The sequence below is a fragment of the Candidatus Neomarinimicrobiota bacterium genome (assembly GCA_041154365.1).
Taxonomy (GTDB): domain Bacteria; phylum Fidelibacterota; class Fidelibacteria; order Fidelibacterales; family Fidelibacteraceae; genus Fidelibacter; species Fidelibacter multiformis.
This window is the reverse complement of sequence record AP035449.1, coordinates 2331730-2357313: the sequence shown is the minus strand read 5'-3', so window position 1 is coordinate 2357313 and position 25584 is coordinate 2331730. Positions and strand designations below refer to the sequence as shown.

The following is a 25584-nucleotide window of genomic DNA, read 5'->3' as shown; positions in this document are numbered from 1 at the left end:
ACAATTTTAAAAAAGGAGAAAAAGATGAAAGCATTAAAACTTGTCCTTGTGTCAGGGACATTTGTTATGGCAGCACTCTTTCTTTCGGCTTGCAATAAAAGTGAGCCAACAATGCCTTTGACACTATCGCAATCAGGTTCGATTATGTTAAAAGCAGAAAGTAAAACGACATCCGGGACTATTCCTGTTATAGGCGGAGATCTTGCTTTATCAGTGTTTGATGTAAATCTGGCAAAAATTCAGATTCAGGAAAATTCCGGCTTTGATGTTGAACAGGAAGGTGAATATAATGACGGCGATATCGACAACGAAGAAACAGAGACAGATTCATCCGGCTTTGATGTTGAACAGGAAGGTGAAAATAATGATGGAGGTACAAACGACAACGAAGCAGAAACTGACGAAGAATTAGAAGAATCAGAAGAATCAGACGCATCGGACATCACCTTGAACGGTCCCTTCAGTCTGAATATTGCGAGCGGTTTCGTTGAGATTGGTTCCTTTGATGTTTACCCGGGGACCTTTAAAAAAGTGGATGTAACTTTTTCAATTTCGTCAGAGCAACCATACAACGGCAATTCAATTGTGATGAATGGCGAGTTTACCGATGAGGCAGGAACGACAACACCTGTAATTTTAAATTCAAAATTTGATAAAAGTTTTGAAACCTTACTCTCAGGTAATGGAATTACCGTCACTGCAAACACCACCGTGCCGGTTACAATTATTTTTGATTTCAATAAAATCTTTTCCAACTTAAACTTTAGCTCGGCAACCGTTACCAATGGTACCCTTCTCATTGATGACTCCCATAACACCCAACTGCTTACAACTTTTGAAAAAAACCTTAACAACAGCGTAGAATTTGAAGAAGATTAAAAACCAGTTTGGAAAGTATAATTAAAAAAACCGGGACCCATTACCCCGATTTTTTTAGATTACTAAATTCAAAATTTCTTCAAAGTCAGGTTGTAGTTTTGAATTATAAAAAAAGGAGTTCTATATGAAAACACTAAAATTATTTGCACTTGCTTTTGCAATTCTCAGCATTACCGCTTGTGCACAAAAAACAACAGCCCCCGAAAACGTGGTTAAAGCCTTTTCTCAAAAATTTCCTGATGCCCAATCGGTAAAATGGAACAAAGAAAACGAATCCGAGTGGGAAGCCGAGTTTAAGATGGATAGCGAAGAATATTCAGCCAACTTTTCTACTGACGGCGTTTGGATGGAGACCGAATACGAAATCGAACAATCTGCCATTCCTGCCAATGTAAAACAAACGCTGGACAGTGAATTTGCCGACTTTGAAATCGAAGGAGCTGAAATATCAGAAACTTCCGAAGATACTGTTTATGAATTTGCATTGGAAAAAGGCGAACAGAAAATGGAAGTGGCCATTGCGCCCGACGGAATAGTAAAGAAAAAAGAAGTGAAAACAGAAAAAGAAGATTAATCATTTTCTTTATGAAAAGTCGCAGTAAATGATATACTGCGACTTTTTCCCCTTAAATCAAAATGGAAGTTCAATTTAAACCGATGAAATATTTTCCCATACCAATAACACTACTATTATTCGTTTCTTCCCGATGCGTTTCCCGCTCTTTTTCTGGATCATCTTTGCTTTCTTCCGCTTTATCGAGCACTAAATTAGTAATCCCTTTTTATCTTGTACAGACCGGGGTCAACGAATGCTTACGTTGGAACGGTATATTTACCTTATGCGAAAGAAAAGAAATATCCTAATGCAAAATATGAATGGAATTGGCAATATGTTTTCCTTGCTACCAAAATTTCAACTGAACCAAGATCCAGAGTAGAAAGAAGATATCGTTTGTATGATACTGTTATTCAAAAGGCGGTTAAACAGGCGATCAGAGATGCTGGTGTAACGAAACAGGCAAGCTGTCATACATTCCGGCATTCTTTTGCTACTCATCTTCTTGAATCAGGTTATGATATACGAACAATCCAGGAATTATTAGGACATACACATGTGGAAACGACTATGATTTATACCCATGTGATTAATCAGGGTGGTAAGGGAGTTAGAAGCCCTGCCGATTTTTAGGTTAGGTTGCCAATATGAGCAATATATACAAGGAGATAAGTAAAGAGGGAAAATGAATGAATTAAACAATAGTTAACAAATAACAATTAACAAACAACATAGATTAGGTAGTCATGAAAAGCAAGCTTTGCTTTTTTCATGAGTACACCTAATTTTATGTTAGGCTTACAGGAGATGAAACATGGCACTAAGAGAAGAATTTGAGAATACTGGGAATTGGCTGTTCCGCTGGCGCAGCTACTTGCCGCTAATTGTTATCGCTATATTTCTGCTGGCATTACGAGAGTATGAATATCCAGGTCATAGCGAAAAGTTGGACCACATTTGGGAAGTGGTCTGCCTCCTTGTCAGTTTTTTGGGTCTGGGTATTCGTATTGTTACCATTGGGCATACCCCAAGGGGCACATCAGGCAGAAACACGAAAAAGCAAGTTGCAGAGACCTTAAATACGACTGGCCTTTACTCCGTTGTTAGAAACCCGCTGTATTTGGGGAATTTCTTTATGTGGCTTGGCATTGCTTTATTTGCTCATTTGTGGTGGCTGACACTTATTTATATTTTAGTCTTTTGGCTTTACTATGAACGGATAATTTTTGCAGAAGAGGCGTATCTACGTGATAAATTCGGCAATGAATACCTCGAATGGGCGAATAAGACCCCTGCTTTTATTCCGAAGCTCAGCCAATACAGAAAAGCGAATCTTCCCTTCTCCTTGAGAAATGTTTTAAGGCGAGAATACAACGGTTTCTTTGCAGTGATTGTTATATTGTTCGTCCTGGAAACCGTTGGAGAAATATTTGTTAAAGGCCGTTTAGAATTTGATCTTGGGTGGATATTCTTATTGGGGATTGGCTTTGTTGTTTGGATGGTATTAAGGTCATTAAAAAAGTACACAAAAGTTCTTTATGTAGAAGGACGATGAAAAGCGCTGCACCGGAAGGCAATTCCGCTGCGCATCATGGCGGCAGGTGAGCTTCTGCGTTAGCAAGAACGGTCTGGTCGTGATTCTATTTCTCGCGATAACGCAGCAATACGCTACCCGCCTTCTGTCACGTGGCAATGAACGCATTCGAATTTCTGTTTCAACTGACGCTTCCGCCCCCAACTCTGGAGCGATTCCTGGCAACGTTTGCTTTGATCCCGGCACGCTATTTCGGCGTGGCGTCTCCGGCAAGCATTTTGGGCTATCTGCCCTTTGTTTCAGATATGTTCCTTCACGGCGAATGGCTGCACCTGATCCTCAATATGTGGACTCTGTGGATGTTCGGTCATGCCGTCGAGGATCGCCGGGGAACGGTTCGTTTTGTAATCATTTACCTTGCTGCCGTGATCGCTGCTTTCTTTGTCCACGCGATCGTCAACACGCATTCGGCGGGACCAGCCCTTGGTGCGACTGGTGTCATTGCCGGGGTCATTGGCTGTTATGCCTGGATGTTCCCATCTGCGCAGCGGGTGATGATTGTTCCCATCATCTTCGTTCCTATTCTTATCAAGATGCCCGCTATCGGATTCGCGTTCTTCTGGATGATGTCTCATATCATTTCCGGTATTATGACATTGATGATGCTGACCGATGGCGGAGGCATTGCAGGGTGGGCGCATATGGGTGGGTTTATTGTCGTGTGGATTCTTGCGCCATTGGTGAAACGCCCGGCTCGTAGCTATTGTCGCTACTACGGTGACGAAGGATTCTACAGATTCTTTCCACGCGCTAGCAGAATGAAAGGAGGATCACAATGGATATACTGAGCATTCTCTGGCTCTTCTTCATGATCTCTGCATTGCAACCGGTTTTGCGAAGGCAATTTCTTGATACGATGCGAACACGCAAAATAGCAGAATTGGAGCGAAAAAGAGGCACGCGCGTCATCCTTTTAATACACAGGCAAGAGACCATGAGCCTCCTCGGCTTTCCCCTAATGCGATACATTGATATCAACGATTCCGAAGAGGTGTTGCGCGCGATACAGATGACAGATGAGGAAGTGCCTCTGGACATTGTTCTGCACACACCTGGGGGGTTGGTTCTCGCAGCGCTTCAGATCGCCCGTGCAATCCGTAACCACAAGGGCAAAGTCACCGTTTTTGTTCCTCATTATGCCATGTCGGGGGGCACCCTGATTGCCCTTGCTGCCGACGAGATCGTGATGTGCAAGCACTCCATGCTCGGACCCATTGATCCGCAGCTGGGGCAATTCCCTGCCGCTTCGTTGATCAAAGTTGTCGAGCAGAAACCGATCGCTGAGGTGGATGACCAGACCCTGATCATGGCCGATATCGGGCGCAAGGCCATTCAGCAAGTTGTGGAAGCAGCCACGGACCTGTTGCGAAGGCATATGGATGAGAAGACGGCCGGTGAGGTTGCGGCAAAGCTTGCTACTGGCACTTGGACGCATGACTATCCAATCTCAGCCGAAGCGGCCCGGTCGTTGGGCCTTCCCGTCAACACAGATATGCCAGACGATCTTCTGCAACTGATGAAACTATATCCACAGCCTGTCCGGCGACAAAGTGGCGGCGTAGAGTATCTGCCGATGCCCCGTCACCACTCGATTAAGGAGCAATGATCACAGGGGCGAAAGCCACATTTCGAGAAAATGTTAAAAAACTTGTTTTTTTTAAAAAGATAGTTGTATTTTTGAACTAGAAAACGAATATGGTACAAAAATAACATGAGTATTAATGATACAAAAGAGATGATTATAAACGTAGCCAACAGACTGTTCAGCCGGTTTGGGTTTCATAAGACCTCCATGGATGAGATAGCCAAAATTGCGCGGAAAGCAAAAGGTTCCATATACTATCATTTTGCCAGTAAAGAAGATTTATTTAGAGAGGTTATCATTAAAGAAATGAATAATCTGAAAAATCAACTGACAAAAATTTTTACGAACCCTGAATTATCTGCTTATGAAAAACTAAATAAATATTTTATAAAAAGAATGGAAGTTTTAAATAATGCCGCCAATTATCACGAAACACTTAAAGCTGATTTTTTTGAGCATTTTCATTTTGTCGATGACTTGCGAACTGATTTAGATAGGTGGGAAAAAGAAAATATAATGAAAATAATAAATCAGGGTATCAATTCCGGTGAATTTGTATTAGATATCAAGACAGATGTTGTGGCAGATATTTTCTTGATGGTTTTGAAGGGTCTTGAAATTCCCTTCTTTCTCCAGAATAAATATGAGGAATATTCCCCTCATTTTGAGGGTTTGATACAAATTTTTAATAAAGGAGTGTCAAAATAATTTTTTTTCTCAAAATTGACTAAAAAACGGAAAGAGAACAAATTAACGAGAAAGCAGAAATGGAAAGATTCACAGAACACATTTTAAAATTCAAATGGACGATTGTAACAGTTGTATTGATTTTAACCATTTTCTTGGGTTACCAAATTACCAGACTACATATCAATACCGATATTATCAGTTCACTACCTGATGATGACCCTGTTGCAAAGCTTGTCAAGGACATCGGGAAGGAATTTGGTGGCAATGACATGGGCATGATTGTTTTAGAAACGGATGATGTATTTAACGCGGGAGTTATTGAGCGTATCCGCACTATTACCGACAGTGTAAGATTTACACAGGGTGTTTCCAGCGTCACAAGTCTGACCAACATTCTTGACATAAAAAGTTCCGAATGGGGCATTGAAATTGGCAAACTGGTTGATGAATATGATTTGCCAACAACCCCACAGGAGCTCGATAGCCTAAAAGATTATGTGTTTTCGAAAGAAATGTACAAGGGGATCATTGTTTCCGATGATACTACGGCTGCGGCCATTATGTTCACTCTTCTGCCGGATGTCGATAACCAGGCAGTTGCAAAAGAAATAAAATCAAAAGTTGAAAAAATGGACATTCCGGAAAAACTCTATTTCGGTGGATTGCCCATGATGATGAACGATATCAATGATTTAATTATTTCCGATATCGTTTGGCTCGTCCCCATCGTTTTTCTTCTGATTGCCTTTATCCTTTTTTTTAGTTTTAAATCTGTTAGGGGAGTTCTGTTGCCTTTGCTTACCGCCGCAATTTCAGTAATCTGGACCCTGGGATTAATGGCGTTAACAGGCTATGAAATTACCATCATCTCCAACGTTATCCCCGTTGTTCTACTGGCGGTTAGCAATGCCTACACGATACACGTATTGAACAGCATTAATCATATCGTCTTGCAGGACAGGAAAAAAGCCCTTGTTCAGGCAATGCGCTACATCACAGTTCCGGTAATACTGGCTGCCGTTACCACTTCAATAGGTTTCATTTCATTCGTTTTTGGCGCCTACCTTACTATGATTAAGGACTTTGGAATATTTACGGCAATAGGTACTTTAATTGCGTTGTTGCTCTCGATAACCTTTGTACCGGCGCTGATTTCGGCATTCTCCATGTATCGAAAAAATAATTATGGCGAAAATGAGGATAAGCAAACCATACTGACTCATAAAATACTCTTGCCGCTGTCAGAAACCCTTTTTAAGCATCCAAGTTATACTTTATCGGGGTGGGGAGTGATGCTTGTGATATTTATCATTGGGATTTTTCAAATAGAAACCAGTGTCAACATGGCCGATTATTTTAAAAAAGATAATCCGACAAGGGTGGCAGAAGAGGTGATGCAGAAAAAATTTGGCGGTTCATTGCCTGTCTTTGTCGTTTTTAAAGGTGATTTGCAAAGCCCTGCGGTGTTGGAATTGATGATAAAAACCCAGGACTTCCTGAAGGAAGACCCAAACGTAAGCGTTGCGCAATCGGTCGCCGATCTTATTGAGCAGATGAACGATGCCATGGGCGAGGGTAAGAAGATACCTAACGATAAGGCAAAAATTCAACAATTGTGGTTTTTGCTCGAGGGACAGGAAGTGATGCCTCAGTTGGTGAATGATGGACTGACAAAAGGGGTTATTCAATCAAAATTTTCATCGGTCAACACCAAAGATATTGAAGCATTTACGGAAAAAATGAACCGTTACATTGAAGAAAATCAAAACGATTTTTGTGACATAGAAATTACCGGGATGCCTTCGGTTTATACAAAACTAAATGATAGTCTTATTAAAAGTCAGTATAACAGCCTGTTGATTGCTATTGTTTTAGTCATTCTTATTGTTGGCTCCATACTAAAATCGGTTTCAAAAGGGATTTATGCAGCCATTCCTATTGTTGCCACCATCATAGTTTTGTTCGGATTTATGGGAATTGTCGGTATTCCGCTTGATATTGCAACTGTTCTTGTGGCAAGTATCGCCCTCGGAATAGGTATTGATTACTCCATCCATGTGATTACAGGGTTCAATCATTATCTGATAGAAAACGGAGATGCGGAAAAAGCTATTGAAAATGTTATCTTATCCAGTGGAAAAGCTATTGTAATCAACGTCTTGTCTGTTTCCGCGGGGTTCCTTATGCTTTTATTTTCTCAGATCGTACCTCTGCAAAATTTTGGACTGCTGATTGCCATCAGTATGTTTGGCTCCGGTTTTGGAGCCCTGACATTACTGCCGGCCATCCTTATACTTGCTAACAGAAAACGAAAAATAATAGCAAATAATCACTAACAATGAAACGCTACAATTATGAAATCAATATTCAGAAAAGTTGTTTTATTCATCGGAACGGAAAGTATTCTTTTCGCAAATGCCCAGGATGCATCAATCATTTTAAAAAAGATAGACGATGTGATGTATTCCCCAAAAGATATGACGGAAAAAAATACAAGGGTCTTTATTGACTAAGCTGGCAATGAGGAAGTTCATGAGGTAACCATAAAACGAAGAGGTGAGGAGATGAAAGCACTATCTAAAAAAGTAATTTTTACGGCATTAATGGGAATGGGAACCATTCTTTTTGCCCAGGATGCATCAACCATTTTAAAAAAGATGGACGATGTGATGTACTCCCCAAAAGATATGACGGGAAAAAATACAATAATCCTTATTGACAAGGCTGGCAATGAGGAAGTTCGTGAGGCAATTATCAAGCAAAAAGGTACAGATAAGCGGATATTTCGGTTTACATCGCCTGCTTCGCAAGCCGGTATCGCCTTTTTATCGCTTCCAAACGATGTCATGTATATGTACCTGCCCGCCTTTGGCCGGGAAAGGAGAATTGCATCCAGCGCTAAAAACCAGAATTTTGCCGGTACTGATTTTTCGTATGATGATATGGAATCGGTCCCCTTTTCGGATAAGTACACGCCAAAATTATTAAAAACAGAAGAAGATAGTATCTTTGTTCTTGAACTTACACCCCAAGGGCGTTCAGATTACTCAAAGGTAGTGGTAACTATCGATAAAATGCATTACTACCCCATAATGATGGAATTTTACGACAAGGGTCGCAACAAAGTGAAGAAGGCAAATTATACCTTTACAAAGATTGGCAATTACTGGAATGCTTCAGAAATAGAAATGATCGACCTAAAAAAGAACCACAAAACCAAAATGCAAATGTCGGATGTGAAATACGACACCGGCCTGTCGGATGATGAGTTTACGGTGAGAAAACTCATACAATAAAAATAAAATAGGAGGAAATCAGTATGAAAACGACTCATTTAGGTGCACAAATTTCAGGCCTGCTCAGCAGCCTGGTGAAAAGTAAAGTTTCCAGAAATTTACTGGAAGGGCAATTAGAGAAGTATATGAGGCAAAAGATAATCAAGAACGAGGAATCTCAGGTTTCGGAAATTGTCAGACATTACCGGTTTTTTGCTCTTTGGGCAATGTATAAATCTTATATTAGAAATATCGACAAAGGGAACATATCTTCAGAGGTTATAAAAAGGACATTGGATACATTATTGAATTCAGTCCTGTTGGAAAAAAATGCTACAAAAGAGTCAAGGCAGAATTTTCTAAATAAGTATGGAATGTATCCTCCCGGTTTTTTTACCATTTCACCTACAAAAAAATGCAACCTCAGATGTGCCGGATGTTATGCTGCCTCATCTCCGGAAACAGGAACAACCCTTAACTGGAGTTTGCTCAACAGGATTATAGAAGATGGCTATTCCAATATGGGAATGAGATTCTTTGTGATATCAGGAGGTGAGCCTACGATGTACAAAAGTGAAAGCAAAACCATATTTGATTTAGCTGAAAAATGGAACGATTGTTTCTTCTTAATGTACACAAACGGGACATTGATAAATAAAGACATGGCTTCGCGCATGGCTGATTTGGGCAATATTACTCCTGCTATCTCTGTGGAAGGTTATCAGGCTGAAACGGACGAGCGAAGAGGCAAAGGTGTTTTCCAAAGAATTATAAAAGCAAAAGATAATCTTATTTCCTACGGGGTGCCTTTTGGCCTTTCTGTTACAGCAACGAAAAAAAATATAAACACGCTACTTACCGAAACATTTTATGATTACTATTTCGGTGAGTTTGGTGCCACATACATGTGGGTATTTCAATACATGCCCATTGGCCGGGATTTTTCGAAGGATTTGATGATTACGCCCGAGGAACGGTTGCAATTACACACCCTTCAAGATAAACTGCTAAAAGAAAAAGAATACTTCGTGGCAGATTTCTGGAATAGCGCTCCTATGTCTAATGGTTGTATTTGTTGTGGCAGGAGCGGCGGATATTTTTATATTAATTGGGATGGAAATATTATGCCTTGTGTTTTTGTGCCCTACTATCACGAAAACATAATCACGCTTTACAATTCAGGGAAATCCCTGTCCGATGCCATGTTTTCCCCGCTCTTTGTGAAGGGTAGGGCATGGCAGAAAAATCATCTCGGAGATAAAAACAATCCCGGAAATCTGTTAACGCCTTGTTTTTACAGGGACCATTACAAAATATTTTATGAGAATGCGCAACAAAGCCAGGTGCTGCCCGAAAATGAAGAGGCAGACGAAGCCTTTCATTCCAAAGAATACCACGACTTTATGCTGGAATTTGACCATAAATTGGAAGAAATGGCCTCTCCTGTTTGGGACGAATTAAAGAAAGATGTAGGTTTCAACACATGAAAAACTGGATGTTTTTTCAATTTGAAAATTACTGTAAATAATTTCAAAAGGACAAGAAGAGTGTTATTATTGCTTCTGGTGGTGGATGTTCAATCGGGTCTGTATTATTGAAACACTATGGGAAATTAATATAATTTATGAAAATCACGATTAAAGAGGTCACAAACAAGCATGAATTGAAAAAGTTTATAAAGTTTCCAATTAAACTGTATAGGGATAATGCATATTTTGTGCCTCCTATCATCAAATCAGAATTATTGACACTGGCAAAGGATAAAAATTCTGCTTTCGAGTTTTGTGAAACAAAATACTGGCTGGCAGTTGATGAAAATAATGCCATTGTTGGCCGAATAGCTGGCATTATTAACAACAGATATAACCAAAAGGTTGGAAAAACCTTTGCGCGTTTCGGTTGGATTGATTTTATAGAAAATGAAATGGTTCTGTGCGCACTTTTTCAAACAGTTGAAGCCTGGGCAAGAGAGAAAAATGCTGAGTATATCCACGGTCCACTTGGATTTACGTCCTTTGATCAATCAGGTGTGCTGATTGAGGGATTTGATGAGTTACCTACAGCCTATGGAAAATATAACTTCTCATACTATTCAAAACTTATAGAACGCTGCGATTACACTAAAGAAGTTGATTGGGTTGAGTATAAAGTAACAGTTCCATATACTATGCCTGAGAGATTTACAAGATTGTCCGAAATGATTGAAAAAAAATATAATTTGCACTGTGTTAAATTAGATTCAAAAAAAGAGCTTCCAGGATACGCTAAAGAAATGTTTCAACTCATCAATAAAGCGTATGACAAGATTCACGGTTTTAGTGAACTTTCTGAGAAACAAATAGATAGCCTCATAAAAGCGTTTATCCCCATGTTAAGATTAAAATATATTTCGATTGTACAAAATGCTGAAAACAAAATGGTTGGTGTTGGTATTTGCTTGCCATCCCTCTCTAAGGCACTGCAAAAGTGCAGAGGAAGATTATTCCCTTTTGGGTTTTTACATCTCATTGAAGCGCTTCGTTTTAATGATACAGTGGATACTCTCATTATTGCTGTAGATCCGGAGTACACATCAAAGGGAATAAATGCATTAATATTCAATCAAATCGGAAGTAGTATTATCTCCAACGGGTTTAAATACATTGAAACTACCAGAGAACTCGAAAATAATTTTCAAGTTTTGAATCTTTGGAATAAATTTGAGTACCAGCAGCATAAAAAAAGTAGATGTTATTTTAAAACATTGAAGCAATGAAAAGTGATCATGATAAAGTTATTATCATCACGGGATCCTTGGCCGCTATTGGAAAAATATATGTTTTGGAGTTTGCAAACAGGAGCGCAATGGGAATTTTAGCCTCAAAAAATGAGACAGAATTACTTCAGGTGGAAACTGAAATCAGGTCAAGAAATGGCACTGCTTTTTCAGTTACAACGGATGTCAGAAATGAAGTGGGTTGCAGAAATCTTGTGTATTAATAATAAAATATAGTATAAACATAATTACAACTATTGAAAAAAATGTAGAAAAAAACGATTTGAACAGATTAAAGAAAACTCTGACGATGATAATATCTACGGGCGACAAGCATCGTATGAGCTACGATTCAGCCAATACCTTCGATTTTTGCAAAGCCAGGGAGCTCATTGAGCGGGGGCAAAATGAAACAAAGCGAGTTCTTGAAAATAACGATATTATTTGAATTGACTATGAATGCTAAACAGGAATATATAAACATTCACAAGTTGGTAAAAAAAAGTAATTCGAAATTTCTAAAAAGATTACCAGACTTTATGATTAGCCTGATAAAAATAATTATCAGGCAAAATGAAATAAACCGCATTTTATCTGTTTATGCTGATTATGAAGGGGTGGATTTCCTGCCGAAAATAATATCTGAATTGAACATCAATGTAGAAATTGAAGGTATGGAAAATTTACCCGAAAACGGAAAATGCTTTTTTGTAGCGAACCATCCTTTTGGTTTCATTGATGGACTTATTCTAACTAACACCATTGCCGGTAAATACGGTAACTTTAAAGCTATAGGCAATGATATTTTTACACTTGTTCCTCAGATTAAGCCAATTATTGCGGCAGTTCATGTTTTTGGTTCTAACCCCAGGGAATACCTTTTGGAACTGGAGAAAGTGTTTGCATCCGATTTGCCTATCACCCATTTTCCGGCTGGTATGGTTTCACGATTAAACGGTTTTGCAATTGAGGATAAAGTGTGGCATAAATCATTTATTACAAAAGCAATAGAGCATCAAAGGGATGTGGTGCCCTTCTTTTTCTTCGGTCGAAATTCCCGCTTATTTTATATTGTTTATTTTGTCCGTAAAATTTTGGGAATTAAAACGAATCTTGAGTTAGTTCTTCTTCCACGGGAAATCTTTAATAAAAGGAATAAAACAATTAAGGTAAGAATCGGAAGTCCAATTGCCTACCAAACGTTTAAGAACACTAAATCGCATTATGAATGGGCTCAAAGCGTTAAACAGCAGGTTTATAAGTTAAAAGAGGCAATATGAAAAAGGTATCGGCAATCATATGTGCGTATAACGAGGAGAAAACCCTCGAAAATGTTATCAACTCTGTATCCCAGGCCCAAATTGTTACAGAAATTGTAGTGGTGAACGATGGTTCCAATGACAAAACAAAGGAAATAATTGAAAGCCTTAAAAGTAAAATTCCCTTAAAAGCCATTCATCTTGATGAAAATAAGGGCAAAGGATACGCCATGGCAACCGGTGTGGAAAATGCAGGTGGCGAAATGATTATTTTCATTGATGCCGATTTGTCAAACTTAACAGAGGAGCATTTAGAACAGCTAATCATGCCTGTTTTCAGTAAAGAAGCCGATATGGTTTTAGGACAGCCAACTGAAACAGCTATCCATTTCAAAGTAAATCCTTTTAAGATATTGACGGGTGAAAGAGCATTACGAAGAATGGATATAGTACCTATTTTGGATAAAATGAAAAAATCCCGGTTTGGAGTCGAAACTTTAATCAACATATACTATAAATCGATAAAAAAGAAAGTCATTTTGGTTCACCTCAAAGGATTAAAGCATCCGACAAAATACCAAAAGACAACTTTCTTAAAAGCAAATAAACAAATTTTATTAGAAGCTAATGAAATAATCTATACTCTTCTTATGAACTACCAGATTTTGAAACATTTCTTTAAAATATAACAACTGGTGATGTCATAAAATGAAACCAAAAACCATATTATGGATTACGATTTTTGCGGTTTCGATGGGCTATTTTGAAAGTGCGATTGTCATTTACCTACGGCAAGTTGCCTATCCCGGTGGATTTGCCTTTCCTTTAAAACCCATTGCGCAAGAACTCGCAATAACGGAAATAATAAGAGAAGCTTTTTCTTTACTTATGCTTTTGTCCGTTAGTATCCTCGCAGGTAAATCAACAATCAGAAGTTTTGCGTACTTTTTGTTTTCCTTTGCTGTTTGGGATATTTTTTATTATATCTTTCTAAAACTATTAATCGATTGGCCGGAATCTTTAATGACTATGGATGTTTTATTCCTCTTGCCTGTAACCTGGATAGGTCCGGTCATAACCCCATTAATTCTGTCCGTTATTATGATTATTTTTGCTTTATTAATGCTTTATTTTTCTTCGTACCATGAACATGCGCAATTAAAACCTCATGAACTTTTAATCTTAATATTCGGTGCTTTAACAGTCATCGCTTCATTTACAGCGGATTATACGAATTTTATTTTAGCTCATTATTCCCTCGGTCAAATTTGGTCATTGCTTACAAAAAGCCGTTTTGAATTATCTGTTGAGTATTATCCCGATAATTTTTACTGGCCTATTTATTGGTTTGGTGTTATGATTATTTTGGTAGGAATCGGGCTTTTTACATATAGAAATACTTTAAGAATTAAACAAACAAAAAGAGGTGACCTATGAGGACGAAAATCTTTTTAGCGACTTTAGCTATGATTGCAGTATTTTTCAACACAATCAATGCACAGGACGAAAAAGACCTTAAACTTTCAGGTGAACTGCTTACCGACCAACGTGTTATATTAAAGGACGATAACAACTGGGCATGGAACGAAAACCGCCTGAGTTTAAAACTGGACAAGCAAATTTCAGGTGAATCCATATTCTACAGCGAAGTTTGGTTCCGAAATATCGGTTTGCCAAACGTAGCTAAATCAAGTGACCTGTACAACAAAGACATTGTTGATCCTTACAATCTCGAATTCAGGGAGGCTTACGTACAAATCAACGGTTTTTTAAGCAAAAAAACAGACCTGACGATAGGTCGTCAACAGTTTGCCTGGGGCACTGCCGACAAACTTAACCCGACAAACAACCTTAACCCTTACGACCTGGAGGACATTCTCGATTTCGGGCGAAAAAGAGGTTCTGATGCGATTAACTTACAATATTATTTCAACTATGATTTCTCTTTGCAAGGGGTTTTTGTCCCCTTTTTCCAGCCTGCTAACATGCCGGTCGGGGTTTTCTCAAATGTACTTAATCCCTCAATGGATCTGCCACAGGGAATGGTCTTAAAAAGTTTTTCTGATACATTAATGATGCCAAAATACAATTTGGGCGAAAGTTCTACAGCAGGTCTTAGGTTCAAGGGATTTGCCAAAGGCATTAATTTCTCTTTAAGTTACCTTTGGGGTTATGACGGTTTGCCTTACAGCTCAAAAAATATTCTGACCCCTGTTGATGTAACCGGTGGTACAAGCATTCATTCTCAACTTTCATTTATCCGCAGCCATATCATGGGTGCCGATTTGGTGACCAGCATTGCCGGCATTGGTGTTTGGGCCGAAGCTGCTGCATTTATACCTGATGCTGATGTTGTGATGACTACTGATTTATCAGCATTTAATCCTGACTCCCCTGTTCCGGTTACACGGGATTCGTTGTTATTGGAAAAAAACGAACCTTATGTAAAATTTGTGATAGGCGGCGATTATTTTTTCTCCGATGGCTCCTATTTGAACATGCAATACCTGCATGGCTTTATTCATGAAAGAGGTGCAGATGAGCTGAATGATTATTTCTTTTTACGCTACGAAAAAAACTTTTTCAATGATAAACTTAAAGTTACTCCTCTTGGAGGGGGGGTGGTTGTAAACGACTGGAATGATATTAATAATAATTATGCAATTATTTATATGCCGGAATTTACTTACAAAGCAAGCCCTAATACTGAAATATCATTATCGTGCACAATTTTCGATGGCAAAGGTCAAAACCTTTTTACCGGGTTGAAAGATTATGATATGCTAATGTTTGAAATGAAATATAGTTTTTAGCCAACATTGCTGAAATCCTAAAATGGAAAACACAAAAATATTTGGATTACATAGAAATGTCTTTTTTACTGGATTGACCAGTTTTTTTACGGATACATCCATAAAAATGATATACAGCATCATGCCTCTTTTCCTATTGTCAATAGGCGCTTCAAAGACCTCGATTTCATTGATTGAAGGAATTGCAGAAAGTACTGCATCTCTATTTAAGGCATTCTCGGGACACTGGAGTGATAAAATAGGTAAAAACAAACCCTTTATGTTGATTGGTTATGGAATTACTGCATTGATAACTCCGCTATATGCTTTAGTGAGGTTTCCAATTCATGTTTTATTTTTGAGATTTATTGAAAGGATAGGTAAAGGACTAAGGACTGCACCACGAGACAGTCTGATTAGTAACTCAGTGTCAAAAAATGAAACCGGTAAAAATTTTGGATTTCATAAAGTAATGGATAATAGCGGAGCCATAATAGGACCCTTAACTGCATTTATTCTACTATACTTTTTCCCGTTAAACTATACCAATATTTTCCTTATTGCTACTATTCCTGCTTTATTGGGCGTTGTTTCAATTGCAGTTTTTATTAAAGAAGCTAAGTCAGTAAAAAATAAAGATAATAATAAATTCCATTTAAATCAGTTGAATAAGAAATTTTATTTTTTCTTGTTCATTGTGTTTGTCTTTACCCTTGGTAATTCAGCAGATGCTTTATTACTTGTCAAAACAGCTGAAATTGGTATCAATAAATCATACGTTCCTTTTGTTTATATGATTTTTAATACTGTCTCTGTTCTTTTGGCTATACCTATTGGTAAAGTTTCTGACAAAAAAGGTCGTGAAGTTTTGATTATTCTTGGATTTCTTGTTTACTCAATTGTATACTTCTTTTTTGGAAAATTTAACAACCTTAATGTTTTTCTGTGTTTATTTGTATTGTACGGCTTATATAGTGCATTAGTAGATGGGAGTCAAAAAGCTTTAATTTCAGATATTGTGAGTAAAAATTTGAAGGGAACCGGCTATGGATTATATCATGCTGTACTTGGGATTACACTTCTTCCTGCCAGCTTAATTGCAGGTTTATTGTATGATCATGTTAATTCAAATGCACCTTTTTATTTTGGTTCTTTCATGGCTTTGATCGCTTCATTTTTAATGGTCATCTTTGTACTAGTTGATAGAAATAATAAAAGAAAAAATAATGTTGTTCAATATTGTGCATAGAATATTTATTTGCATTTGAACAGAAACTGTGCAGGAATATGGATAAGTTACACATTAAAATATCCAACCATGAAAAGCCGCCAGCTTCGGGATTTGCTTCGTAGACCGGGATATTCAATGGTGCGTTAGCGGGTTCGTAGTGTGAGCAAACGCCAGTGAATCCATGTTCAGTATCCTCACGGATCAGGGCAGTCAGCTTACAATGATGATTTTACTGACATCCTGAAGGAATTTTATATCTGTATGAGCATGAATGGAAAGGAATGCTGGATTGATAATGTTTTTATTGAACGATTTTGGTGCGAGCCCTCAAGTATGATGAAGCCTATCTGAAAGCGTATAAAACCGTTTAGAAAACCCGGAACAATCAATCAGTTCCTATATTTATTTCTACAATCCGAAACAAACACACTCTTTCCTTGACTGCCAGGCAGCAGATGAGGTAAATTTTAACAATTTTTTTGAAAGATACTTTGAATGATAACGTTGCTTAGAATAATAACACGTCAGAAAAGGATGGAAGTCTCCAGTTTTAGTAGATCACTTCAAAAAGTTAAATTTTTCGATACAAGTTATCGAAACATAATTTACACGTGTGATGATTTAAAAAAATCGTTTAAGGGTTTGGCGTTTTTTTTAGTCAAAAAGCAAAAATTGAATTTTCAGACCCCCTCTCCACTTGTAAAAGGGATATAATGTTACAACTAAAAAACAATTTCATTTTTGCTCCTGTAAAAACAGGATATAGTGATAATACGGGTGTTATCACCGAAAAACATCTTGTATTTTACAAAGCAAGAAGTCGGTTTATTGGAGCTGTAACCCCGGAACCGCTGTATCTTGACAAAGGGCTAAGAGAATTGCCTACCCAAATAGGTATTGATAATGATGACAAAATTGAAGGACTTAAAAAACTTACGGATGCCATACATCAATACGGGACAAAAGTGATTGCACATTTAAACCATCCGGGCAGAATGGCAAATCCTAAAATTTCCGGGAATTATTTTTTGTCTTCAACCGATGAAGCTTGCGAAAACGGGGGTGCAAAACCCAAACAAATGGATAGTGATGATATAAAGCACGTGATACATTTGTTTGCCGATGCGGCGAAAAGAGCAGAAACAGCAGGTTTTGACATTATTGAATTACAATTCGGACATGGCTATCTTGCCGCTCAATTTATTTCTCCAAAAGTTAACACGAGAACAGACGAATATGGGGGTAGTTTTAAAAATAGAATAAAATTTCCGTTAGAAATTCTTCAAGCTGTAAAATCTGTTACCCATCTGCCGGTTATCGTCAGAATAAGCGGTGATGAAATGATCCCTGACGGCATTAAGATGGATGAGATGATTCAATTTTCTAAAATACTTAAAGAACAAGCAGTTGAAGCTATGCATGTCTCAGCCGGCACAGTTTGCAGTACTCCTCCATGGTTTTTTCAACATATGTTCGTCCCCAAGGGAAAAACATGGGAGTATGCCCGCAAAATTAAAGATATGGTAGATATTCCTGTAATTTTTGTGGGTCAAATTAATGAGTTTAAAGATGTCGATCTCATATTAAAAGAATACAAAGATGATTTTATTGCCATGGGCCGCCCATTGGTGGCAGACCCCGATTTTGTGGGTAAATATTTGGGGCAAGTAAAAGGAAATCTTCGTCCATGTTTAGCATGTAGTGAAGGTTGCCTTGGTGGGGTCAGAAGTGGAAATGGCCTCGGATGTTCAGTCAATCCTACCGTTGGTAAAGATTATGAAACAGTTGAAAAATCTCCAGTAAATAAGAAAGTCGCCATTGTAGGTGGCGGACTTGCCGGAATGCAAGCAGCCATTACACTTCATCAGCGCGGTCATTTTGTAACGCTTTACGAGAAAAACAAACTTGGAGGACAGTTTTTGCTGGCTCCTTTGCCTCCCCATAAAGGGTCCCTTATAAAAATTGTAGATTATCTGAAAAAAGAAATTCAAGATAGGAAGATTCCTGTCATTTATAAAGAAGCAAGCAAAGAAGATTTGTCTATTTTTGATGAAATAATGATAGCAACAGGGTCAAAACCGAGTATTCCTCCCGTTGAAGGACTAAAAAAATATTACTGGGCTGAAGTTCTTGAAAACCACAATTTACCGCAAAATAAACGAGTTGTAGTAATCGGTGGTGGACTGATCGGAACAGAAATTGCCGTTAAACTATTATCGAAAGGAAACAAAGTTTTTATCGTTGAAATGATGAGTGAAATAGCCAGAGGAATGGAAATGCTTGAGCAAAAACAAACCCTTAAAATTCTTCAACATGAAAATGTCAGTATTTTTTTGAATACAAAAATTCAAAAAGTGTGTGATCATAAAGTTCAGCTAGAAGGACCGGATTACAGGCAAACCATAGAAAATGTTGATGTGATCGTATTGGCTACGGGTATGAAGCCCTATAATCCGTATGAAAATATCAAATTAGATAAACCGGTTCATCTCATAGGTGACGCATTAAAAGTAGGAAAAGCGCAGGATGCCATTCATGGTGCTTATGAAACTGCAAAAACAATTTAACGAATAAATTTAAATTTTTAAAACAATGAAAATACTTATAGCAACTGATGGAAACTCGCTGAAAAGTAAAGTCTCAAAAAGATTTGGAGAAGCTCCTTATTATTTAATACATGACAGTGAATCACAGGTCACAGAAGTAAGAGAAAACCCAGGACATGACGATAATCACTCTGCCCTTATTGACCTGGTAAACGAAGGTGTGTTGTACTATATCGTGGGGAATACAGGCCCCAATGCCTTTGATGTATTAACTCACAAAGGAGCCAAACTTTATCTGGCAAGAGGATTGGAGGCAGAACAAGCCTTAAATTCCTTTTTGAATAATAGCTTGGAACCTTTAACTAAGGCAACACTAAAAAAGCCTATTCGTAAACACTAACAAAAATTTAATACGTAAAAACTTATGAAAATGTCTGAATCAGGAAGAAGCGGTGGATTAGGCGGTGGCCGTGGCTTGGGAAACGGAAGAGGCCGGGGGAGAAATAAGGGGGGCGGTTACAGCGTTGGTGGCTATTGTATCTGTGCTAAATGTGGTGAGAAAGTACCCCATCAACGAGGAGTTAAATGCACTTCTGTGAAGTGTCCCAAATGCGGACACACGATGATTCGTGAAGAATTACTGAATGAAAAAAAGAAAAAGGAATAAATGAAACTCAACCACATTGCATTAAATGTTAGTAGCATTAACGATGTCATTGATTTCTATCAAAATATTCTAGGTTTTAATAAGGAATATCAGTTCGAATTACCGGCAGATTTAAGTTTTACTCTTTTCGGAATTAATAAAAATTTAACTTCTTATTTTTGTAAAAAAGAGCAGGTGGCTTTTGAAATATTCATTTTGCCTGGAAGCAAAAACAATGGAATCGCACATATTTGTCTTGAAATGCCCGATAGAAATAAACTGATAACCCAATGCTTAAATAAAGGCTATAAAGTCAAAAACATTCAACGGGATAATAAACCAAATCTTCTGTTTGTCTGGGATAATTCCGGGAACTGTTTTGAAATTAAAGAAGAAAATTTCAATGATTAACGTGTTTTATAGGAATTATTTTATAACATGATAATAAATAAGCAATGATGGCAAAAACAAAGAAAATAGAGACAACAATTTGTAACCGCTACCGGAATAGTACCGGTCGAAAATGTTTTTGGGACATGAAAAATCCTAAAGGAGCATTTGACACGTATGATGATAACACACTAGAGATTGTTGCATATATTCCGAATGAAGTTTGTCCGGCCGGAAACATTGAATATTCCCCGCCGGCAATGCAGAAAAATGGAGTGGACGCCATTCATCTGGTAACAGATATGATGGCAGGTGATCCTCCTTCCCCTTCTACTGCTTATTTTAAACAGTTAATTAAAAAAAATATAATATTCCTGTAGTGATTGATGTGAATCCAATTTCTCAAAAATATGGATCAATCCATAAAAAATTGGAAACATGGGAATCCAATGTATTGCAGAAACTTATTGCTCCAACCTTTTGTGATGAAAAAGCACGGCTACTATATGACTCACCACAAACATAATCAATGTAAATGGTTTCCGGTTTGCCCCATGAAATTTTACTTTGAAAAGGGTAAAATTGAAAAATCATGGATACAACAATATTGCCGGGGAGATTGGGAAGCATGCGTTCGCTATCAAAAAGAAGAAGCAGGTATTTATCATCCGGACAACATGATGCCCGATGGGCATATCAATACAAATCTAAAGTAAAAAAATATACATGCATCTTTTGGCCCGGGTGTTTTTGCAAAGGATTGAAATGCCGCTAGGAATTGATTTGATCCCTGAAAAAGTTTGTTCTTTAACTGGCGTTGACTAAAATCACAAAATTAACTACCAAAATACACGAATATGTAAAATATGATCAAGTAATGGCTGAACTTAAACAGCAAAACATGTTAACGAAATCAACAATATTCAGACTTTTTAAAATCAGAAGGGAAAAAACTCTATAGAGAATTTTCAAAGAAGCGGATTCAAAAACTTAAGTCATACATTAAAAAATAGAATAAATGGAATTAACAAAAAAAATATCAAACCATAATTTTAAAGCCTTTTTATGGCATGCTACCTTTTTGGCCTTTGCTAAAAATTTCATGGATGTTGATACTATTATCCCTTCTATGGTTGCAGCTGCAGGAGGGGGTGCTGTCCACATTGGAATTTTAACAGCAATAATGATGGGCGGTTCTAAATTTACGCAAATTTTCTATGCTCCCTATATAAGTAGCAAATCTTACAAAAAAAAATATTTGTTAATCGGAATTACTACCCGTGTATTCGCTCTATATGGGCTTGGCTTGTTATTGTATCTGTTACAGGGGAAACAACAGACTTATGCTCTTGGTTTGATATTCTTTTTTATTGCTACTTTTTCACTTGCAGGAGCCTTTGCAAATATCAGTTATGTTGATATTTTAGGAAAATCAATTACTCAAAATAAAAGGAAAACATTTTTTTCAACCAATCAAATTATATCAGGGCTAATTGTACTTGGTTCAGCATTTTTAGTTAAACATTTATTAGCATGGAAAGAATATCCAGAAAATTATGCTTTCATGTTTTTTATAGGTGCTACATTGCTATTTATTGCAACTATTGGGTTTTGGAATATAAAAGAAGTTATATCATCAAGTTTGAAAATCGGAGGGTTAAAAGCCTTTTTTAAGGTTATGGAAACAGAATTTAAACAAAATAAAAAACTGGGTTATTTTCTGGGTTTCATTAATACACAGGGAATTGCTACTTCATTTTTACCCTTTATCGTGCTCTATGCCAAAGAAACATTTCATACTGACTCTGCCGATGTAGGGACCTACCTCATTTACAAAGTAACAGGAATTGTTTTGATGAGCATTTTTGTTTTGTTAGGAGCAAAAAAAATAAAATACAACCTGCTACTTTACAGTAATGTGATGCTTTCTCTTGGTATGGTTATCTTCACGTATGTTATCACTGATGCTCATTCAATTAAATATATATTTGTTTTGGGTGGAATTGTATTTTCGCTATTTAATATTTCCATGAATGGCTTATTACTAGAAATTTCAAGAAATGAAAATCGGGCTCTGTACACCGGCTTTACGGGTGCAGGAAATATTTTACCTGCTATTTTCCCGCTGATTGGAGGTGTATTAATAAGTCAATTCGGTTACCCAATATTTTTCGGTTTTTTTATGGTAATTATTCTGTTGTCTGCGTTTTTTATTTTTAAAATAAACTGTGAAAAATAAAATATGAACAAAAAAATTTATCCCGATTCAGGTGTTGAACTTAACAAATTTATCGCTGCAAACTACGATAAGGTAATGAATTTTATGTCTTTAGGCTTGTACCGTGGTTTTATCAAAAAAGCCATAAAAAATATGGATATACAAGCCGGAAATTCCATATTGGATTTGGGATGTGGCACAGGCAGAAACGCTCGATTGATGGCAAAATATATTGGTAATGATGGACATATTATCGGGCTTGATATCTCGAAATTTATGGAGAAACAGTTTCTGCGAAAATTTCAAAACAATCCAAACATACAGTTTAAAAATCAACGCATCGACCAATTGTTTGATTTAAAAAAACAATTTGATATTGTCTTTATCAGTTTTGTCATTCACGGGTTCCCTCATGAAATAAGAAATAAGATAGTTCAAAATGCTTACAATCACTTAAAACCCAACGGGAAATTTTTTATTCTTGATTTTGCTGAATTTGATATGGCAAAAATGCCGGTACTTCATCGGTTTATATTTAAAAAAATAGAATGTAAATATGCTTTCGATTACATCGAACGAGATTGGAAAGCAATTTTAAAAGCATCCGGATTCCATAATTTTCATGAGCATTTCTATTTAAAAAAATATGTTCGTTTACTAAAAGCCGTAAAAACAGGGGAATAAATTTACTAACCAACTAAATATAACATGGTACAAGTAATCATTCATCCAATATATGAGAAACCATTACCCCCAAAAAACAGACTAAGCAAGGAGTTTATAGCATATAAAATAATTCGTACAAAGAAATGATATGAGAAATTGCTTACGAAAAAAGGAGTGGCCATGAAAACTGTTTATACCCTTTTGCTCGCTCTTTTCCTGTTTTCATTTATGTATGGACAGGAAAAGGTATCCCCGGATCAATATGCCCTATCTTTTGGCATTGGGGACAATTTTACACTGAAAAAGTTTAATGCGAGTATTGCAGTCAAGAAAATACGCGACGAAAAACATGAAATCAGGCTGTTCATATCTCCCGAGTTGTCCGCCAGTCGTGTCGAACAAGAGGACGAGGGTGAGCTGATAAGCGAACATAAAACACAGAATTCTTCTCTGAACATCGGGACCGATTATCTGTGGATCCTTCTCAGAAACAGTTCGGTCAATCTGTTCACGGGAGCCGGATTGTTTGCCGGTTATGGCTACAATAAGTTAAATATTGTATCATATTTGGGGGGCGATGAGACAAAATCATACCAATTAACACTTGAAACCGGTCCAAGAGCGATTCTTGGAGTGGAATGAAAAGTGAATCCTCACATCGGTATCCATTGCGAATATCTTGTGACCGGCACATACAGATGGCGAAAAATTGAGTACACAACATTAGATAAAATAGATAAAGAGCAAGTTGCCAATCTATCATCCAATGTGATTTTCGGTCTCAGTGTATATTTAAAAAGGGATGGCAGAAATCCGTAACGTAACTTAGAAACAGACAGGGATATGTCACGTATCGCTCCATAATTTTTAAAAAAGGGCAGATTTTTCTGCCCTTTTTATTTTTCCGCCACTACCAGCATTTCAAAATCATCGGGTGTCAGGGGATCGTTCCGGCTGAAGGCACCCAGTTTTGCCCCGAAGATATCGATGGTTTTAAATCCCAGGGATTTTAAAAGCCAGGTGATTTCACTGGGAATGTAATAACGTTCGTTGCAAACCAGTTCTTTTTTGTTTCCGTCATCATCTTCGAAAACCGTGATGTTGTGATCCCGGAAAGTCATGAGATCAAAGGTGCTGTTCTCATAAGTGGCACCGCCCTCTTGGGCTGCTTCGCCGTAAAATTTTTGCAGGGAATGAAAAATGGGGAAGAGTCCGTTCAGGGTGGTGAAAATAAATTTTCCGCCTGGTTTCAGAGACTTTGCAGCACTTTGGAGGATTTGGAAATTCATCTCGTCCGTCTCCATGAGGGGGAATCCCCCTTCACACAGCATGATGGCCATACTGAATGCTTCCAAAAAGGGAAGATTGCGTGCATCAGCCTGACGGAAATCAATTTCCAGTCCTGCTTCTTTTGCTTTTTCCCGGGCCCTTTCCAGCTGGGATTCGGATAAATCAATTCCCGTGACCTGATAACCCCGCTTTGTCAGTTCAATGGCATGACGCCCCGTGCCGCATCCCATATCCAGGATGCGAAGTGATCTGTCATGTCCTGCTTCATCCTCAATAAAATCACATTCACCCTGTGTACCCTGGGTGAACGATTCTTCATCATATTTTTTGGCATAATTGGTAAAGAGTTCTTCATACCACTGTTTCATGGTGTGCTTCCTTTGCTTTAAAAAATGTTTTTCGTTCTTTTATGATGACAACGGCCGTTACAAGTATATAGAAAAGTGTCATGAGTGTGAAAGCGTGTTGGTTCCCGCCGGCCTTCTGTTCGATGGGCGGGAAGAGGGACAAAGATGTATTCACTGCCGTATGGAACAGCAAGGCTGTAAATAAATTCTTATCTGACTGAAGGTATAAATGGGTCATGAGAAGACTGAAACACAGGGTCAGCAGAATGAAAAGTCCAAAGTTCATGTATGACTGGCTCAACGTGGAAATATAAAAAAGGGGAAAATGCCAGACTCCCCATATCAGCCCCAGGAACAAAGCGGCCCATAACGGATTCCATTTTTTCAAAAGCCGGGGGAGGGCAAATCCCCGCCAGCCGAATTCTTCCTGGACGGAGCCTCCGAGGAAAAACATAAAGAGAAAAACCGGCAGAATGAAAAGGGGATTGTTTAACAGGGTTACATCCGGATGAAACGGGGACATGTACATGTTTAAGCGTACTGCAAGTCCGGCCAGTACGATCGGCAGTAAGAGAATGAGTAACCAGTGATACAGGGAGAGTCGCAGGTCAAAACCGGAGCGTATAAGTCTTTTTATGCCGGTCCACCCGTCTTTTCTTCCGGTCAGCCACAAGGCAGAGACCAAAGGCCCATGGGCACCAATCCCCACGAAAATGATTTTATTAATTGGAAGTGTGAAAAAATCAAAAGATGCCAGGACGGCTATCAACCAGAAGAACCATGAAAAGAGAAAGGTGATGATAAAAAAGGGAATCAGAGTTTGTTTCGGATTGTCGTTATTCTTTGTCATGCGACTCCTTGCTGT

At 37.9% G+C, this 25584-nt stretch carries 26 protein-coding genes and 1 pseudogene; 25 read left to right on the top strand and 2 right to left on the bottom strand.

The features are described from left to right. The first annotated feature begins 24 nt into the window (after nucleotides 1-24). From strainIA91_RS10085 to strainIA91_RS09965, 25 genes and pseudogenes are all read left to right on the top strand, one after another. Nucleotides 25-879 carry a hypothetical protein gene (locus strainIA91_RS10085; protein WP_400166654.1) on the top strand — a complete coding sequence of 285 codons (855 nt, stop codon included), beginning with the start codon at nucleotides 25-27 and terminating at the stop codon, nucleotides 877-879. 124 nt (nucleotides 880-1003) lie between these two features. After that, nucleotides 1004-1453, top strand: coding sequence for a PepSY-like domain-containing protein (locus tag strainIA91_RS10080; protein WP_400166653.1), 450 nt, complete (start codon nucleotides 1004-1006; stop codon nucleotides 1451-1453). Nucleotides 1454-1699: 246 nt separating this feature from the next. Continuing rightward, nucleotides 1700-2068, top strand: a pseudogene (locus strainIA91_RS10075) (tyrosine-type recombinase/integrase); the annotation flags it as partial. Nucleotides 2069-2249: 181 nt separating this feature from the next. Beyond that, nucleotides 2250-2990: a methyltransferase family protein gene (locus strainIA91_RS10070; RefSeq protein ID WP_400166652.1), complete on the top strand. Its 741-nt coding sequence runs from the start codon at nucleotides 2250-2252 to the stop codon at nucleotides 2988-2990. 137 nt (nucleotides 2991-3127) lie between these two features. Next, nucleotides 3128-3817 carry a rhomboid family intramembrane serine protease gene (locus strainIA91_RS10065; protein WP_400166651.1) on the top strand — a complete coding sequence of 230 codons (690 nt, stop codon included), beginning with the start codon at nucleotides 3128-3130 and terminating at the stop codon, nucleotides 3815-3817. After that, complete coding sequence (locus tag strainIA91_RS10060) at nucleotides 3805-4635, top strand: SDH family Clp fold serine proteinase (RefSeq protein ID WP_400166650.1); 831 nt, start codon at nucleotides 3805-3807, stop codon at nucleotides 4633-4635. Before strainIA91_RS10065 ends, strainIA91_RS10060 begins: the two co-directional genes overlap by 13 nt. A gap of 105 nt (nucleotides 4636-4740) precedes the next feature. Next, entirely contained in the window at nucleotides 4741-5322 is a 582-nt protein-coding gene (locus strainIA91_RS10055; protein WP_400166649.1) for a TetR/AcrR family transcriptional regulator, read from the top strand. A gap of 59 nt (nucleotides 5323-5381) precedes the next feature. Continuing rightward, complete coding sequence (locus strainIA91_RS10050; RefSeq protein WP_400166648.1) at nucleotides 5382-7640, top strand: RND family transporter; 2259 nt, start codon at nucleotides 5382-5384, stop codon at nucleotides 7638-7640. A gap of 228 nt (nucleotides 7641-7868) precedes the next feature. Next, complete coding sequence (locus tag strainIA91_RS10045) at nucleotides 7869-8600, top strand: outer membrane lipoprotein-sorting protein (protein ID WP_400166647.1); 732 nt, start codon at nucleotides 7869-7871, stop codon at nucleotides 8598-8600. Between the two features lie 23 nt (nucleotides 8601-8623). Beyond that, nucleotides 8624-10066, top strand: coding sequence for a radical SAM/SPASM domain-containing protein (locus strainIA91_RS10040; RefSeq protein ID WP_400166646.1), 1443 nt, complete (start codon nucleotides 8624-8626; stop codon nucleotides 10064-10066). 137 nt (nucleotides 10067-10203) lie between these two features. Then, a complete protein-coding gene (locus strainIA91_RS10035) occupies nucleotides 10204-11334 on the top strand; it encodes a hypothetical protein (protein WP_400166645.1) in 1131 nt (376 codons plus the stop codon). Beyond that, a complete protein-coding gene (locus tag strainIA91_RS10030; RefSeq protein WP_400166644.1) occupies nucleotides 11331-11558 on the top strand; it encodes an SDR family NAD(P)-dependent oxidoreductase in 228 nt (75 codons plus the stop codon). Before strainIA91_RS10035 ends, strainIA91_RS10030 begins: the two co-directional genes overlap by 4 nt. 183 nt (nucleotides 11559-11741) lie before the next feature. Next, nucleotides 11742-12614, top strand: coding sequence for a 1-acyl-sn-glycerol-3-phosphate acyltransferase (locus strainIA91_RS10025; protein WP_400166643.1), 873 nt, complete (start codon nucleotides 11742-11744; stop codon nucleotides 12612-12614). Further along, entirely contained in the window at nucleotides 12611-13282 is a 672-nt protein-coding gene (locus tag strainIA91_RS10020) for a glycosyltransferase family 2 protein (RefSeq protein ID WP_400166642.1), read from the top strand. The genes strainIA91_RS10025 and strainIA91_RS10020 overlap by 4 nt, the downstream gene beginning before the upstream one ends. A 19-nt stretch (nucleotides 13283-13301) precedes the next feature. Further along, a complete protein-coding gene (locus strainIA91_RS10015; protein WP_400166641.1) occupies nucleotides 13302-14030 on the top strand; it encodes a hypothetical protein in 729 nt (242 codons plus the stop codon). Continuing rightward, nucleotides 14027-15406, top strand: a complete 1380-nt coding sequence (locus strainIA91_RS10010) for a hypothetical protein (RefSeq protein WP_400166640.1) — start codon at nucleotides 14027-14029, stop codon at nucleotides 15404-15406. Before strainIA91_RS10015 ends, strainIA91_RS10010 begins: the two co-directional genes overlap by 4 nt. 22 nt (nucleotides 15407-15428) lie before the next feature. Then, entirely contained in the window at nucleotides 15429-16634 is a 1206-nt protein-coding gene (locus strainIA91_RS10005) for an MFS transporter (protein ID WP_400166639.1), read from the top strand. A gap of 695 nt (nucleotides 16635-17329) precedes the next feature. Next, on the top strand, nucleotides 17330-19183 hold the full coding sequence (locus strainIA91_RS10000) for an NAD(P)/FAD-dependent oxidoreductase (RefSeq protein ID WP_400166638.1): 1854 nt from the start codon (nucleotides 17330-17332) through the stop codon (nucleotides 19181-19183). Nucleotides 19184-19208: 25 nt separating this feature from the next. Further along, on the top strand, nucleotides 19209-19562 hold the full coding sequence (locus strainIA91_RS09995) for a NifB/NifX family molybdenum-iron cluster-binding protein (RefSeq protein WP_400166637.1): 354 nt from the start codon (nucleotides 19209-19211) through the stop codon (nucleotides 19560-19562). A 267-nt stretch (nucleotides 19563-19829) separates the two neighbouring features. Beyond that, on the top strand, nucleotides 19830-20219 hold the full coding sequence (locus strainIA91_RS09990; RefSeq protein ID WP_400166636.1) for a VOC family protein: 390 nt from the start codon (nucleotides 19830-19832) through the stop codon (nucleotides 20217-20219). Between the two features lie 44 nt (nucleotides 20220-20263). Beyond that, nucleotides 20264-20578, top strand: a complete 315-nt coding sequence (locus strainIA91_RS09985) for a CGGC domain-containing protein (RefSeq protein WP_400166635.1) — start codon at nucleotides 20264-20266, stop codon at nucleotides 20576-20578. A gap of 174 nt (nucleotides 20579-20752) precedes the next feature. Further along, the gene (locus tag strainIA91_RS09980; protein WP_400166634.1) at nucleotides 20753-20914 is read left to right on the top strand and encodes a uracil-DNA glycosylase; all 162 of its coding nucleotides are present in this window, start codon (nucleotides 20753-20755) and stop codon (nucleotides 20912-20914) included. A gap of 302 nt (nucleotides 20915-21216) precedes the next feature. Next, nucleotides 21217-22437: an MFS transporter gene (locus strainIA91_RS09975; RefSeq protein ID WP_400166633.1), complete on the top strand. Its 1221-nt coding sequence runs from the start codon at nucleotides 21217-21219 to the stop codon at nucleotides 22435-22437. 3 nt (nucleotides 22438-22440) lie between these two features. Continuing rightward, the gene (locus strainIA91_RS09970) at nucleotides 22441-23100 is read left to right on the top strand and encodes a methyltransferase domain-containing protein (RefSeq protein ID WP_400166632.1); all 660 of its coding nucleotides are present in this window, start codon (nucleotides 22441-22443) and stop codon (nucleotides 23098-23100) included. Between the two features lie 162 nt (nucleotides 23101-23262). Further along, nucleotides 23263-23724: a hypothetical protein gene (locus tag strainIA91_RS09965; RefSeq protein WP_400166631.1), complete on the top strand. Its 462-nt coding sequence runs from the start codon at nucleotides 23263-23265 to the stop codon at nucleotides 23722-23724. Between the two features lie 254 nt (nucleotides 23725-23978). Here the strand turns inward: strainIA91_RS09965 and strainIA91_RS09960 are convergent, their stop codons facing one another. Both strainIA91_RS09960 and strainIA91_RS09955 read right to left on the bottom strand, forming a co-directional pair. Beyond that, the gene (locus strainIA91_RS09960; protein WP_400166630.1) at nucleotides 23979-24740 is read right to left on the bottom strand and encodes a class I SAM-dependent methyltransferase; all 762 of its coding nucleotides are present in this window, start codon (nucleotides 24738-24740) and stop codon (nucleotides 23979-23981) included. Next, on the bottom strand, nucleotides 24724-25569 hold the full coding sequence (locus strainIA91_RS09955; protein WP_400166629.1) for a CPBP family intramembrane glutamic endopeptidase: 846 nt from the start codon (nucleotides 25567-25569) through the stop codon (nucleotides 24724-24726). The genes strainIA91_RS09960 and strainIA91_RS09955 overlap by 17 nt, the downstream gene beginning before the upstream one ends. Nucleotides 25570-25584 lie beyond the last annotated feature (15 nt).

Excerpts from the sequence above, each read along its gene's own strand:
- strainIA91_RS10085 (WP_400166654.1), top strand. The coding sequence starts at position 25 with ATGAAAGCATTAAAACTTGTCCTTGTGTCAGGGACATTTGTTATGGCA.
- strainIA91_RS10080 (WP_400166653.1), top strand. The coding sequence starts at position 1,004 with ATGAAAACACTAAAATTATTTGCACTTGCTTTTGCAATTCTCAGCATT.
- strainIA91_RS10070 (WP_400166652.1), top strand. The coding sequence starts at position 2,250 with ATGGCACTAAGAGAAGAATTTGAGAATACTGGGAATTGGCTGTTCCGC.
- strainIA91_RS10065 (WP_400166651.1), top strand. The coding sequence starts at position 3,128 with ATGAACGCATTCGAATTTCTGTTTCAACTGACGCTTCCGCCCCCAACT.
- strainIA91_RS10060 (WP_400166650.1), top strand. The coding sequence starts at position 3,805 with ATGGATATACTGAGCATTCTCTGGCTCTTCTTCATGATCTCTGCATTG.
- strainIA91_RS10055 (WP_400166649.1), top strand. The coding sequence starts at position 4,741 with ATGAGTATTAATGATACAAAAGAGATGATTATAAACGTAGCCAACAGA.
- strainIA91_RS10050 (WP_400166648.1), top strand. The coding sequence starts at position 5,382 with ATGGAAAGATTCACAGAACACATTTTAAAATTCAAATGGACGATTGTA.
- strainIA91_RS10045 (WP_400166647.1), top strand. The coding sequence starts at position 7,869 with ATGAAAGCACTATCTAAAAAAGTAATTTTTACGGCATTAATGGGAATG.
- strainIA91_RS10040 (WP_400166646.1), top strand. The coding sequence starts at position 8,624 with ATGAAAACGACTCATTTAGGTGCACAAATTTCAGGCCTGCTCAGCAGC.
- strainIA91_RS10035 (WP_400166645.1), top strand. The coding sequence starts at position 10,204 with ATGAAAATCACGATTAAAGAGGTCACAAACAAGCATGAATTGAAAAAG.
- strainIA91_RS10030 (WP_400166644.1), top strand. The coding sequence starts at position 11,331 with ATGAAAAGTGATCATGATAAAGTTATTATCATCACGGGATCCTTGGCC.
- strainIA91_RS10025 (WP_400166643.1), top strand. The coding sequence starts at position 11,742 with ATGAAACAAAGCGAGTTCTTGAAAATAACGATATTATTTGAATTGACT.
- strainIA91_RS10020 (WP_400166642.1), top strand. The coding sequence starts at position 12,611 with ATGAAAAAGGTATCGGCAATCATATGTGCGTATAACGAGGAGAAAACC.
- strainIA91_RS10015 (WP_400166641.1), top strand. The coding sequence starts at position 13,302 with ATGAAACCAAAAACCATATTATGGATTACGATTTTTGCGGTTTCGATG.
- strainIA91_RS10010 (WP_400166640.1), top strand. The coding sequence starts at position 14,027 with ATGAGGACGAAAATCTTTTTAGCGACTTTAGCTATGATTGCAGTATTT.
- strainIA91_RS10005 (WP_400166639.1), top strand. The coding sequence starts at position 15,429 with ATGGAAAACACAAAAATATTTGGATTACATAGAAATGTCTTTTTTACT.
- strainIA91_RS10000 (WP_400166638.1), top strand. The coding sequence starts at position 17,330 with ATGTTACAACTAAAAAACAATTTCATTTTTGCTCCTGTAAAAACAGGA.
- strainIA91_RS09995 (WP_400166637.1), top strand. The coding sequence starts at position 19,209 with ATGAAAATACTTATAGCAACTGATGGAAACTCGCTGAAAAGTAAAGTC.
- strainIA91_RS09990 (WP_400166636.1), top strand. The coding sequence starts at position 19,830 with ATGAAACTCAACCACATTGCATTAAATGTTAGTAGCATTAACGATGTC.
- strainIA91_RS09985 (WP_400166635.1), top strand. The coding sequence starts at position 20,264 with ATGATGGCAAAAACAAAGAAAATAGAGACAACAATTTGTAACCGCTAC.
- strainIA91_RS09980 (WP_400166634.1), top strand. The coding sequence starts at position 20,753 with ATGAAATTTTACTTTGAAAAGGGTAAAATTGAAAAATCATGGATACAA.
- strainIA91_RS09975 (WP_400166633.1), top strand. The coding sequence starts at position 21,217 with ATGGAATTAACAAAAAAAATATCAAACCATAATTTTAAAGCCTTTTTA.
- strainIA91_RS09970 (WP_400166632.1), top strand. The coding sequence starts at position 22,441 with ATGAACAAAAAAATTTATCCCGATTCAGGTGTTGAACTTAACAAATTT.
- strainIA91_RS09965 (WP_400166631.1), top strand. The coding sequence starts at position 23,263 with ATGAAAACTGTTTATACCCTTTTGCTCGCTCTTTTCCTGTTTTCATTT.
- strainIA91_RS09960 (WP_400166630.1), bottom strand. The coding sequence starts at position 24,740 with ATGAAACAGTGGTATGAAGAACTCTTTACCAATTATGCCAAAAAATAT.
- strainIA91_RS09955 (WP_400166629.1), bottom strand. The coding sequence starts at position 25,569 with ATGACAAAGAATAACGACAATCCGAAACAAACTCTGATTCCCTTTTTT.